Annotated in this window: 16 protein-coding genes; 7 read left to right on the forward strand and 9 right to left on the reverse strand. The window is 65.4% G+C overall.

Annotated elements, in window-relative coordinates; translation table 11 throughout:
- Positions 1-67 precede the first annotated feature (67 nt).
- Positions 68-385 (forward strand): thiamine-binding protein, encoded by a 318-nt coding sequence (locus ACFQS4_RS17065; RefSeq protein WP_254158403.1) that lies wholly within the window; start codon positions 68-70, stop codon positions 383-385.
- A gap of 142 nt (positions 386-527) precedes the next feature.
- On the opposite strand, the gene ACFQS4_RS17070 is transcribed toward ACFQS4_RS17065, so the two are convergent.
- The 4 genes from ACFQS4_RS17070 to ACFQS4_RS17085 form a co-directional block, all read right to left on the reverse strand.
- On the reverse strand, positions 528-1,685 hold the full coding sequence (locus ACFQS4_RS17070) for a thiamine ABC transporter substrate-binding protein (protein ID WP_500194716.1): 1,158 nt from the start codon (positions 1,683-1,685) through the stop codon (positions 528-530).
- 126 nt (positions 1,686-1,811) lie between these two features.
- On the reverse strand, positions 1,812-2,126 hold the full coding sequence (locus ACFQS4_RS17075) for a hypothetical protein (RefSeq protein ID WP_500194718.1): 315 nt from the start codon (positions 2,124-2,126) through the stop codon (positions 1,812-1,814).
- Positions 2,127-2,154: 28 nt separating this feature from the next.
- Positions 2,155-2,574, reverse strand: a complete 420-nt coding sequence (locus ACFQS4_RS17080; RefSeq protein ID WP_500194719.1) for an HIT family protein — start codon at positions 2,572-2,574, stop codon at positions 2,155-2,157.
- A 186-nt stretch (positions 2,575-2,760) separates the two neighbouring features.
- A complete protein-coding gene (locus tag ACFQS4_RS17085; RefSeq protein ID WP_500194721.1) occupies positions 2,761-3,423 on the reverse strand; it encodes a uracil-DNA glycosylase in 663 nt (220 codons plus the stop codon).
- A gap of 29 nt (positions 3,424-3,452) precedes the next feature.
- Between ACFQS4_RS17085 and ACFQS4_RS17090 the strand changes: the two genes are divergently transcribed.
- On the forward strand, positions 3,453-3,614 hold the full coding sequence (locus tag ACFQS4_RS17090; RefSeq protein ID WP_500194724.1) for a hypothetical protein: 162 nt from the start codon (positions 3,453-3,455) through the stop codon (positions 3,612-3,614).
- A 19-nt stretch (positions 3,615-3,633) separates the two neighbouring features.
- Here ACFQS4_RS17090 and ACFQS4_RS17095 read toward each other — a convergent pair whose 3' ends face one another.
- Positions 3,634-3,930: a DUF6432 family protein gene (locus ACFQS4_RS17095; RefSeq protein ID WP_500194725.1), complete on the reverse strand. Its 297-nt coding sequence runs from the start codon at positions 3,928-3,930 to the stop codon at positions 3,634-3,636.
- 104 nt (positions 3,931-4,034) lie between these two features.
- Here ACFQS4_RS17095 and ACFQS4_RS17100 point away from each other — a divergent pair, with 104 nt between their 5' ends.
- Complete coding sequence (locus ACFQS4_RS17100; RefSeq protein ID WP_500194727.1) at positions 4,035-4,979, forward strand: DUF7093 family protein; 945 nt, start codon at positions 4,035-4,037, stop codon at positions 4,977-4,979.
- 239 nt (positions 4,980-5,218) lie between these two features.
- The gene (locus ACFQS4_RS17105; RefSeq protein WP_500194729.1) at positions 5,219-5,602 is read left to right on the forward strand and encodes a DUF5611 family protein; all 384 of its coding nucleotides are present in this window, start codon (positions 5,219-5,221) and stop codon (positions 5,600-5,602) included.
- 352 nt (positions 5,603-5,954) lie between these two features.
- On the opposite strand, the gene ACFQS4_RS17110 is transcribed toward ACFQS4_RS17105, so the two are convergent.
- Positions 5,955-6,434 (reverse strand): hypothetical protein, encoded by a 480-nt coding sequence (locus ACFQS4_RS17110; RefSeq protein ID WP_500194732.1) that lies wholly within the window; start codon positions 6,432-6,434, stop codon positions 5,955-5,957.
- Between the two features lie 98 nt (positions 6,435-6,532).
- On the opposite strand from ACFQS4_RS17110, the gene ACFQS4_RS17115 reads away from it, so the two are divergent.
- Positions 6,533-6,718 (forward strand): hypothetical protein, encoded by a 186-nt coding sequence (locus ACFQS4_RS17115; protein ID WP_500194735.1) that lies wholly within the window; start codon positions 6,533-6,535, stop codon positions 6,716-6,718.
- Between the two features lie 13 nt (positions 6,719-6,731).
- Here the strand turns inward: ACFQS4_RS17115 and ACFQS4_RS17120 are convergent, their stop codons facing one another.
- Positions 6,732-8,279: a heme-binding protein gene (locus tag ACFQS4_RS17120; protein ID WP_500194737.1), complete on the reverse strand. Its 1,548-nt coding sequence runs from the start codon at positions 8,277-8,279 to the stop codon at positions 6,732-6,734.
- Positions 8,280-8,448: 169 nt separating this feature from the next.
- The gene (trpY, locus tag ACFQS4_RS17125) at positions 8,449-8,952 is read right to left on the reverse strand and encodes a TrpY family transcription regulator (RefSeq protein ID WP_254158392.1); all 504 of its coding nucleotides are present in this window, start codon (positions 8,950-8,952) and stop codon (positions 8,449-8,451) included.
- A 188-nt stretch (positions 8,953-9,140) separates the two neighbouring features.
- Here trpY and ACFQS4_RS17130 point away from each other — a divergent pair, with 188 nt between their 5' ends.
- On the forward strand, positions 9,141-9,992 hold the full coding sequence (locus tag ACFQS4_RS17130) for an N-acetylmuramoyl-L-alanine amidase (RefSeq protein ID WP_500194740.1): 852 nt from the start codon (positions 9,141-9,143) through the stop codon (positions 9,990-9,992).
- An 82-nt stretch (positions 9,993-10,074) separates the two neighbouring features.
- Here ACFQS4_RS17130 and ACFQS4_RS17135 read toward each other — a convergent pair whose 3' ends face one another.
- Complete coding sequence (locus ACFQS4_RS17135; RefSeq protein WP_500194741.1) at positions 10,075-10,446, reverse strand: DUF5518 domain-containing protein; 372 nt, start codon at positions 10,444-10,446, stop codon at positions 10,075-10,077.
- 172 nt (positions 10,447-10,618) lie between these two features.
- On the opposite strand from ACFQS4_RS17135, the gene ACFQS4_RS17140 reads away from it, so the two are divergent.
- Entirely contained in the window at positions 10,619-11,587 is a 969-nt protein-coding gene (locus ACFQS4_RS17140) for an NOG1 family protein (RefSeq protein WP_312910004.1), read from the forward strand.
- The last annotated feature ends 128 nt before the right edge of the window (positions 11,588-11,715 follow it).

Raw genomic sequence — 11,715 nt, forward strand, 5'->3', positions numbered from 1 at the left:
ACCGTCCAGAAGGGAACCGACGTCGGCGACCGTCACCACTAACTCCCGCTCGCGCCAACGCTCGACTATGACCGTCTTTGCACTGCTCCGCGTCTCGCCCATCACCGAAGACGACATCACGCCCGACGTGGCCGCCGCCATCGACGCCCTCGAGGAGTTCGACGTCACCTACGAGACGACGCCGATGGCGACGACGCTCGAGGCCGACGACGTCCACGAACTGTTCGCGGCGTGTGCGGCGGCCCACGAGGCCGTCGACCGTGCGCACGTCCAGACGCTCGTCCAGGTCGACGACAAGCGCGAGGTCGAGATGACCGCGAGCGACAAGGTCGACGCCGTCGAGGGCGAACTCGGGCGCGACGCCAGGAGCCAGCGCGAGGAGTGAGGTCGTCGGTGGCGGTGACGGGACGCTCGAGGTGCGCACTGACGCCACGCTCGAGATACGCACCGGCGCTACGCTCGAGGTACGCGGCGAGGGGACGCGATACGGCGGAACAGGGGCGAACATTTCGATTTTCGTTTCGCGCTCAGCGACCGCCGGCGGCCATGCGACTCCAGTCCTCGAGCCACCCCGAGAGGTTGCCGCTGAGTTCCTCGTAGTCGTAGAAGACGGGCTCTTCGGGCTCTCTGGCGTACTCCTCGAACACCTCCGGCAGTTCCGTCTTCTCGTTGGTCGGCCCGGTGACGTTGCGCTCGGCGACGACCGCCTGCACCTCCGGATCGAGGACGAAGTCCATGAACTTGTGGGCCAGGTCGTCGTTCGTCCCGCTCGAAAAGCGGACGACGCCGGAGTAGTTGGCGTAGGACTGTCCGTCGAGCAGCGCGACCCGGTGTTTCTCGAGGTCGTTGCCGAAGCGCTTCGCGTAGACGCGATCGTTCGCGTAGGAAACGATGACCGGGAGTTCGTCGTTCTCGAACTGGGTGTAGACGTCGCTCCAGGAGTCGAGCACGCGGGCGCCGTTGTCGAGCAGGTCCGACCAGTAATCGAGGTAGTCGTACTCGCCGCCCTCGCCGAACTCGTTGAGCGTCCACAGCAAGAACAGGAGTCCCGTCGTGTCCTGCGGGGTCGGGATCCCGATCTGCCCCTCGTAGACCGGATCGAGCAGGTCCTCGAACGTCTCCGGCGCCGGGACGTTACGACCGTCGTAGACGATCGCACAGAGAGCCCGGTAGGTCGGGATCACGCGCCCCTGGGGATCGAACTCGTGTTGCTCGCCAATGTCGTCCGCGTTCTCGAGCTTCGAGCGGTCGGTTTTGGCGAAGAGGCCGCCGTCGGTGTTCTCGTCGACGCGGACGAGGTCGTGGGGACTCGCTCCGTAGTAGAGTTCGGGTTCGATCTCGGCGCCCTCGTTGTAGCGTTCGACGTAGTGGGTGAGTTCGCGCTGGGGCGTGTGCCACTCGAGGGTGGCGTCGTAGCGCTGCTCGAACTCCTCTTTGATCCAGACGCCGGGGCTGTCGCTCGGCGCGTCGACGAACGACGTGTAGGTGGCGACGTGGAGCGTGTTGTCGCCACCGTTGCCGTTGGTATCGCTGTCGTTCGCGTCGCCGTTTCCGTTGGCGCCGTCCCCGTTTCCATTTCCGTTCCCGTTCCCGTTCCCGTTTCCATTCGACGTATTCTGAATGCATCCGGCTACGCCGGCCACCGCGCCGCCAGCCGTACTCGTCAGAAATGCTCGTCGTCTCATTATCCTGTGGTTGAACCGGGTGGTATGTAAGTAGCGTGGTCTCCGAACGACGTGGCACGGCGTACCGGCGTCGCGTGAAGTGACCGGAGTCGTCTAAAGTAGTGTTGCCCCGCGAACGTTCGGCTATCAGAGCAGCTGTTCGTACAGCGGCACGACGAGCGTCCAGAACAGGACGAAGAAACCGCCGGCGGCGATCACGACAAGCCACAGCCGATCGCCGGTGACGGTCCCGGTCGGCGGCCCGCCCGCGACGGCCGCGACGGTCGCGAGCAACAGGAGGAAACAGGTCAGAAAGCTCCCGAGCTCGATCGCTGTGGCGACCGGGTGGGCTCGAAACCGCGCACCGATACCGGCGATCCCGCGCATGGCTCGAGGCTCGCGGTCGAACGAGATAAGATTCCCGGCCTTCGGTCGCAGGCCGGTACGGCCAGCGGTACGCACTGTCCGATGTCGGTTCGCCGCAACGGCTTCAGACCCGTTCGTCGATCGCGGCCGCGATTTCGTCGAGTTCGTCGTCCTCGAGGTCCGGCGTCTCGCCCGCGACGGCGTGAATCGGGCCGCCCCCGTCGCCGTCGAACCGCGGGACGATGTGGCAGTGGACGTGGGGAACCTCCTGGCCGGCAGCCTCACCGTTGTTGAACGCCACGGTCGTCGCCTCGGCGTCGACGGCGTCTTCGACCACCGGCACGAGGCGGTGGATGGTGGCGTACAGATCCGCGGCGACGTCATCGGGGACGTCGTTCAGCCGCTCGTACTCGTCTCTCGGAATCACCAGGGTGTGCCCCGGCGCGAGCGGGTTGGCATCGAGGAAAGCGAACGTCGTTTCGTCTTCGTACACGACCCGCGCGGGAATGTCGCCCGCGACGATCTGGCTGAATATCGTCGACATACGAGACGATGCGACGGCCTGGTCAAAGAACGTTGCCACCGCCGGCGATGGCGGGGTCGGCTCGAGCGGCAACTCTCACTCCGCTCGAGTCGCAGCGGTGCATTCTGGACAGTGGCTTCGCGCTCAGGCAGCAGCTTTGAATCCGGCCAGTAGCTTCGCGTCCAGGCAACGGCTTCGCCACGACAGTCAGCCGTCGACGAGCGCATCGAGTTGCGCCCGCAGGTCCGCACGGTACTCCTCGGGGTCGTACCCCAGTCGGCCGAGCCAGACGTCCTGGTACGAGGGGTGCAGGATCGGCAACAGCCACGCCTCCAGGCGATCACACCACCTGGGCTCGAGCACCGTCTCCAGAAACCCGTCGAGCGAGTCGTCCTCGAACGCCAGCACCGTCGTCGTCGCGTGCTTGCCCGTCGCGAGGATCACGGCGGGGTCGACCTGCTCGAGTTCGGTCAGCAGGTGCCCTCGGCAGGCCGACCGTTCCTCGGCGGTCGGCTCGCGATTCGTCGTCGGATCCTCGGGATCCGCTGGAAAGCACTTCACCGCGTTCGTGTAGAAGGCGTCGTCGCCGTAGCCCACCGCCTCGAGCAGCTCGCGAATGCGTCGACCGGAGTGTCGTGAGGTGTAGGCCATGCCGGTCCAGTTGCCGCCGCGCCAGCGCTCGGCCTCCGGGTTGCCCCGGCCGGGAGCCTCGCCGACGACGAGCACCGAGGCATCGAGCGGGCCGGTCCCCCAGGAGATGCACTCGCGGTGGTCCACGAGGTGGGGACAGCGCGCGCAGTCGGCTTCGAGGACGTGTCGTTCGCTCGGGAACGCGGGGTCGGCGTCGGTCGGCGGCGTCGTGTCTGACACGTTCCGGTGGAGGGGTCGGTCGGGTTTAGGTGGCGCGTTTTTCGCTCGAGATGGATGGGGTTCTCGCGGGGCTCGAGTCGATCAAACTGACCGAGACACTCGAGGTGAGCGAGGTCCTCGAGCCGACCGACGTAATCGAGACAGACAGCTGCCTGACGTCTTCGCCTCGTTCTGGCGCGGTCGGGAGGTAGAAGCGAGAACGCCAGCCACCTAGAACGAAAAACGCTCGCGCAACCGCTCGAGCAGGGAGTCCTCCTCGTCGAGGTCGTTCTCGTCGGGAACGACGCGCTCGTCCGGTTTGATGACCGTCCGGCTCGTCTGGTTGTCGATCACGATGAGCCCGTCGTCCTTGAGCGTCGCGAGCGCCTCCTCGAGGTCGTCGATGCTGACGGCGACCTCGGCTCGAAGCTCGAAGACCGTCATCCCGTTCTCGGTTCGGTCGACGAGCGCGTCGAGCACGGCGACCTCCGTCGTGGACCGGTCCCGAAACTCCCGTTTCGCTCTCATCCGGTCTGCCCTTCGTGACGCTGGGATTTGACGTTTGCCGTTGTCCCACTCGACGGCGGTTCTTGCAGTACGTTTTTTATGGCCTGGGTTGGAACGGTCTCACAATGGCCCTTCGATGTTCGCTGCTCGGACACGACTTCGACGAGACCGAGGTCGACCGCGAGCGCGAAGAACGGGGAAGCGAGGTCGTCGTTACCGTGACCGAGTATCAGCGGTGTCAGCGCTGTGGCGAGAAAAACGTCACCAGCGAGAACACCGAGGTTACCGCACTCGGGCCCGACGCCGCCGCGCGTTCCCCAGACGAATCTGCACCCGACCAGCCCCCGTCTCCCGGGATTGACGACGCATCTGGCGCCGGTCTCGAGGACGGTGAATCGACCGAGGAAGCGGCGACGAGCGCGGGGGATCCCAGTGATACGGCCGAAGTCGAAGCTGAAGCCGGGGCTGCAGACGAGACGACGGATGGGGACGGAGACGCAGACGCAGACGAAGACCTCGAGATCCCCACGGACGAAAACGGCGAACCGATCACCGACGACGCCGAAATTCTGACCGAACCCGACTCCGATGACGGCGACCGGGAACACGGCGAGTGGCCCGAGTCGGACGACGTCGGGCCGCCGGTCGGTTCGGAGGCCGAACCGACCGCCTGGCCCGAGGATGAAGGCGGGGACGGGAACGACTCGTCGGTCGAGTCCGATGGCATCGAGACGACGTTCGTCGAGGAGGACGTGGGCGCGAGCTCGAGCGCGAAAACAAGCGAAACCGAGACCGAAAACGAAGCCACTCGAGACGAATCGGTCACCGACGACGCGGTGTTCGTCGACGCCGAACCGGAACCCTCGCCCCAGCAGTCGGAGTCCTACACCGGCATCACCAGCGCGCAGGCTGCGCCCGACCCGAGCAAAGCCACGACGCAGGGTGGCGCCAACACCGAGTTCTTCTGTCCGCAGTGTTCGTTCGTCGCCCCCGGCGACCGCGGTTCCCTTCGCGCGGGAGACATCTGCCCCGAGTGTCGGAAGGGCTACCTCGGCGAGCGCGAGCGGTAACGCCTCGATCGCCCCAGGTTCGATTTTCCTGATCTCGCTGCGCTCGAGGCCACTCCGTACCTTGCTGTGCTCGAGGCCTCGAACACTGAACAAACCGCTCTCGACGACTCGACCCTCGAGCCTCGAGCCTCGAGCCAGGCGACCTAACCGCGACCGGGACGACGCCTGAACGGACCCCCACCTCACAGCCGCTGGTGGCGATGAAAAGAGGTAAACACTACCCCGTATATGGCTCTGCCATGAAGGAGTACAAGATGCGCCGCGGCGAACATCTCGAGGACCGAATCCCCGACATGAAAGCCACCGTCGAAGACTACTTCGGCTCGATCACGGACACCGAGGAGTTCAAGGGAAGCGACCTCTACGTCGTCGAAGAACCCGACAATCCCGTCTTCGAGCGCATCACAGTCGGCACCGTCCAGTACTCCGGCAAGAAGGACAAACTCGCCGTCGACTTCGTCGAGCGCGACCCCACCGAACTCGGCCCCGACGAACTCGAGGCCGCCGGCGAGGCTGTCTCCGCGAAGAACGACTTCCTGCTCGAAGCCACCGGTCGCGACGCGAAATCCCGACGCGAGTCGCTCAAGCGAGCCGTCGAGGACGATCCGGACCACGATTTCTAACCACCTTTTGCGCTGCGTTCTGGCTCACCGACGGTAGCATAGCTACCGTACGGTTCGCCGTCACTCGGCAAAAGCTGTCTGGCGAGCATACATGCTCGCTGACCTGGGCTCGCTGGGCTCGCCAAGAGACCAAAAACACTCCTCCTTCCCCTGCGGGTCAGTCGTCGGTCCGCTCGCTCGGCGACGCCTCGCTCGCGGTGCAATTACTGGGCCCCACGGCGACCGACCGCCTGCCCTTCCCCGGCTCGCGACCATCGCCTATTCGGCGATGCTCGCTCGCGGCCACGCGGTGGTGATCGCTGTTACTGGGCCCGGTAGGTCGTTCGAGAACTCGAGCCCAAACTGTCCCGATTCACCGATCCTCGCGTCGTTGGTGGACCTCGAGCAACCCGATTCCGTCGTCGCTCTCGCGCACGTCGATCACGTCGCCGACGCGAACCTCGTCGAAGTCCTCGCTCACGATCGAGACCGAGCGACAGCCACTCGCGGCGTCGGGGTCCTCGAGCGGCGCCGAATCGCAGACTCGAGCGCGGAGCCGAATCTCGGGGTGCGTTGACCTGAGTTCCTGGCGAAGGTCGCCCTCGAACGCAAGCGGCTCGTCGTCGGAAACCGTCCCCTCGAGGTCCTCGTGAACGGTTTCGTAGGTCGGCCCGTCAGGGCCGTCGCGTCTGGTGAGGAGCGTGACCGTCCGACGCTCGCCCGTCTCGAGGTCAACCTCGACCCCCTCGATCGTCTTCTCGAGGACGACGACGCGCTCGGCGAGCCCGAGACGATAGAAACAGCCGGCGAGGGCGACGGCGGGGACGCAGGCGAGGAACGCGCGGCGGTTCACACCCGACTCTCGAGGGCGGATCGAAGTGTACTTTTCCCTCTCGTGCTTACCGAGTCGAAATCACTATCACTATCCGCTCGCGGTCGAACCTCCGAGCGATGGACATCCAGACGTTCCTCGCGGCAACCCTCAGCGCTCACGTCGGACTCACGATTTTCGTCACGATTCACGCGAAGTTCACGAATAGAGAACTCGGGAAGTGGCCCTTCGTGACCCTCGCGCTCGGTCTCGCGGGGGTCGCCGGCTACTTCTTTTACGACGAGTCGCCCGACGCGCAGGTATAGGTATAGACCGCACTCAGGCCAGGAACACGTGGCGTGGCCGCTCGGTCAAGATATCGCGGCCCCACTCGACGGTCTCGGCGAACGCGTCGCTGCGGAAGAACGCCATCGCGTCCTCGCGGGCGTCCCAACGGCTAGCGATGAACATGTCGTTCTCGTCCTCGAGATTCGCCAGTAGAGTAGTCTTTCGGTGGCCGTCCATGTCCGCGAGTGCGTCGCCGACCTCCTCGAAGGTTCCGACGAAGTCCCCGCGGTGGTCCGGCTCGACGGCGTAGAACATCCCCATCGTCCCCCAGGAGTCGCCATCGTCGCCCGCCTGTCGGACGATCTCGGGGAGGTCCCCGAGGAAGCCCGCGGCGGTGTTCGCGGCGCGTTCGGTCTCCCAGAGGCTGACGACGGCGGCCTCGCTCTCGTCGCTTCCGTTGCCTTCGGCGTCGTAGACGGCCGTCTTGACATGACTGTCGTAGTGATCGAAGTTCGCCCGGAGGCCCTGGACCTCCTCGAAGAGGTCGTCGACGTCGGCGGCGGAGTAGAGCACCACCGCGTGGACGTCCTCGCCGTGGGGTTTCCCGGCGTAGACGCCGAGGTCCTCGAGTTCGTCGCGGACGTCGCTGTCGTCTCCGTCGTTGCTCCCGTGTGCGTGCCCGTGGCCGCTCGAGTCGCCATGGTGGCCGCTCGATCCATCGTCGCCACCGTGGCCGTGGTGGCCGTGGCTCGAGCCGTGGTCGTGTCCACGTCCGTGTCCGTGCTCGTGCCCGTCTCCCTCGTCCACTTCCTGTGACACTCGCTCGCCCGCCAGGAGCGCCCCCAGATTCTCGGGGGCGAACCGCCGCCCGAAGCGGAACCGGCCGAACTCCCCGAAGCGCGAACTCGAGGGGTCGAACCGCATCTCGTAGAGCAGTTCCTTGATGTCGGCGGGGTCGTCCGCGAACAGCGTCACGCCCCACTCGTGGTCGTCGAGGCCGACGCTCCCGGAGATGATCTGAGTGACGCGACCGGCGTACTTCCGACCGATGTCGCCGTGGCCGGACATGTACTCCGCGCGCTCGTCGAACGACAGGTCGTACCAGTTCCACTCGGCGTCGCGGCGCTTGTCCATCGGGTAGAACGAGACGTACTCGGCGTCGGGAATCTCGGGCTCGAGCCGGGACTCGATGTAGCGGGCGATGCCGGAGTCTGCCTCCCCGTTCTCCTCGAAGTACTCCTCGGACATGTAGCCCGAGACCTCCGTGACCGAGAGGTAGGAGTCGGTGTGCTCGGTAAATTCGGCGAGGGCCGTCCCCTCGAACCGGCGCTCGAGGGCGTCGAGATCGGCGATCGTCGGCCGGAGGTGAAGCACCATGAAATCGGCTTCGTGGCCGATCACGGAGAAGACGGCCGAACCGCCCTCCTCGGCATCGACGTCGGTCAGGGACGTCGCACTCGAGAGGTAGTCGACGCCCTCCTCGAGCGCGCGTGCGCGTCGGCGTTCCGGGGCGTTTCGCCAGGCGTCCCAGTCGACCGACCGGAAGTCGTGCAGCACGTACCATCCTTCCTCGGTCTGTGGCGGTCTGCGTCGGTCCATACGTGGCGCTTCGAGTGCAGCGGTGAATAACGAACGGTTTCCGATTCGTTGGACTGCCCTTGCTATATTTGTTGTATCATAATACTATACGTCCTATAGCAATATTGGCGATCGAATCGGCGCAGAGACGGCGACTCGAGGCGGTCCGGAACTCGACGACTCGAACGAACTACTGCAACTCGATCGAGCGCACGAACGACAGCGCGCGGATGTCGGTGATGACCTCGCCCGGCAGGTCCTCGTCGGTGACGAGGTGGAGTCGGGGTTCGTCGGTGAACTCCGGGTCCTCGCTGATCGTCTGACGGATCGAGATGCCGTGGTCGGCCAGAATCCCCGTCACCGAGGCGACGATGCCCTCCTGTTCGGCGTCGGCGACCTCGACGGAGAGCACCGTCAGGTCGAGGACGGGCGCCAGGTCCATCAGGCTCGGCACCTGCGAGATGTTCTGGAAGATCCGTCGCAACTCGGGGTCCTCCAGGATGACGTCCGTCGTCGAGTCGACGACGCGCCGGTCGACGTCGATTTCGCGAGCGATGCCCGTGTTGGGGATTTCGATTCCGCCCGAGACGACCCGGCCCTCGTCGTTGACCGAGAAGCCCCGCTCCAGGAGGAGGCGGATGACCGCCTGCTGACTCGGCGACCCCTCGAATTTCTCCATGATCTCGTCGAACATGCGTTTTCGCTGGCGGACAGTACGTGCGCCGTCGTATAATGGTAGGTGATCGGCCAGCGGTACCGTCCTCGTGCGACGGTAACGTCCCCTCGAGCCCCGACAGCCACTCGATATCAGACCTATATTCAAAATTCCTATATTTGAACAGACAAAAATTATTTATTTCATTATCTTATATGTGGGATTGCATGGATGCAAACAGGCGAACACTCCTGAAAGCGGCCGGCCTCTCGGTCGGCGGCGCGGCATCGCTCGCGGCGACCAGCACGTCGGCACTCGCGGCCGAGGAGCCGGTCGATCGCTGGGTCGCGGCCGACTCGAGCAACTACTCGTGGGCGGACCGCGGCGTGAACGACATTAACTGGATCGTCGTCCACACGACGGTCGGCTCGTACTCGGGTGCGATCAGCTGGTTCCAGAACCCGGACGCGAACGTCTCTGCCCACTACGTGATCCGAAACTCGGACGGGCACACGACGAAGATGGTCGACGAGTCGAACGTCGCCTGGCACGCCAGCGGCTTCAACTCGAGCGCGATCGGCATCGAACACGAGTGGACCGAATCGCAGGGATACATCTCAGACACGATGTACCAGCGGTCGGCGGCCCTCATCGACTACCTGGCGGACACCTACGACATTCCGAGGAACTACTACACGTCGATGTCGGCGCCGTGTAACGCCAGTGGCGGGATCATCGAGCACCGCCACGCACCGACCAATAGTTACTGCTCGAGTTCGAACGCGACGGCCTGTCCAGGACCCGACTGGTCGGGGTCGCGGCTGATGGACTTCGTGGGCGATGGCGGTGGTGGCGGCGGCGGAAAATTCGAGATGGACCAGACCGTCTACACCACGGCCAACCTCAACGCCCGCGAACAGCCCGGCACCGACTCGACCATCGTCGCGACGATGCCCGAGGGGTCCGCCGGCCGGGTCATGAACGGGCCCGAGTCCGCTGACGGCTACACCTGGTGGGGGCTGCATTTCGAGGCGGACAACATCTGGGGCTGGTGTGCCGAGCCGTGGCTCGAGGCCTGATCCACGGCCACGTCCTCCCACGGCACTCGCGGCGATTATCTGCGGATGGCTGATGGGTCCGAGTGGCGATCCGGGAGCCGCTTCAGGGGTTAACCGCGGCCCCAAGTGCCCCCGCGAGGGCGCTCTCGAGCGCCATGACGAGTGCGAGCACGACGGCGACGAGGAAGATCCCCGCGCCGACTACACTCGAGATGGCGGCCCCGGCGGGGCCGAGCGTGACGCCCGCGATGGCGACAACGAGCGCGAGGATCACGCCGGCGATGATGCCGCCGAGCGAGCCGGCAAGGAGGCCGTGCCAGAACCCGGAGCCGAGGCCGCCGCCGGCGAGGTAGCCCGCGACGAAGCCGCCGATCAGGCCGGCGGTCAACTGGCCGAGGCCGGGGGCGACGACGCCGAAGACACTCAGGACGACGATCGTGAGGAAGCCGATGCCGGCTGCACGCCAGTCTGTCATACCCGGAGAAAGGGGCTCGAGGCGGATATATCGTCCGCCGGAACCGATTGTTCGCCCCGCGAATTCGAGGCCAGTGGTGATTGCGGCGGGGCGAACTGCTCGAGACCGCACCGCTCGCGAGCGACCGCCGCGTATCGAACGACCTTTTAGGCTCCCAGGGGCTAGTATGGGTATGATTTTCGAAGACCTTCCGACCACGCCCACGTCGGAAGAGCTGATCGACAAGGCGTTCTCCCGGGCCTCGCGGGCCGGTCGGGCTCAGAAGGGGCTCGACGCCCAGCAGTCGATGCTCCAGACGGCGGCGAACATCCTCTCGGACAACCTCGAGAACGTCGTCACCTCCTGGCCGGACTTCGAGTACGACGTTCACCCGTTCTACGAGGAGCTGGCCGACGCCATCGTCGACGTCGACCGCCTCCGCCAGAGCCTCTCAGAGGTGATGTGGGCCAGCCGAAAGACCCGCGAGATCCACCAGGAGTACCAGCCGAAGCTGCGAAAGACCGACGTCGACACGGCCAGGAAGTACCGCAAGCAAGCGTTCGCCCGCCTGGCGGACATCGTCGAGCAGGTCGACGACGAACTGCGCTACATCAACGACTCGCGCAACGACCTGCGGGACCTCCCCGAGATCAACCCGGAGGAGCCGACCATCGTCGTCGCCGGTTACCCCAACGTCGGCAAGTCCTCGTTCGTCAACGCCGTCACCAACGCCCGCGGGGAGACCGCCGCCTACCCGTTCACGACGCGGGGTATCGGTCTTGGGCACTTCACCAGCGATCACATACGCCACCAGATCGTCGACACGCCGGGGCTGCTCGACCGGCCGCCACAGGAGCGAAACGAGATCGAGTCCCAGGCCGTCAGCGCCCTCGAGCACCTCGGTGACTGCGTCCTCGTCTTCGTCGACGCCAGCGAGGAGTGTGGCTACCCACTCGCGGACCAGCTCGAGTTGCGCGACGCCATCGCCGACCAGTTCGCGGACCTGCCGGTATTCACGGTCTGTAACAAGGCCGACCGCTCCCGCGACGTCGAGGCCGACTTCTACATGAGCGTCGAGACCGGCGAGAACGTCGACGCGGTGCTCGAGGCCGCCGTCGACGCCATCGGATACGAACCGGAGTTGCCGTCTCGAGATCGCTGACTGGCTCTCCCCTCTCGCGTCTTCTCTCGCGTTCGCTCTTGCGTCTCGAGCGACACGGGTTGCTGGAGCGACGCCGACTGCTGAATCGAGTTCGGTTGCTGGACCGACGTCGTTCCGTCTTCACCCAG

This window comes from Saliphagus sp. GCM10025317 (assembly GCF_042663665.1).
Classification (GTDB): domain Archaea; phylum Halobacteriota; class Halobacteria; order Halobacteriales; family Natrialbaceae; genus Natronosalvus.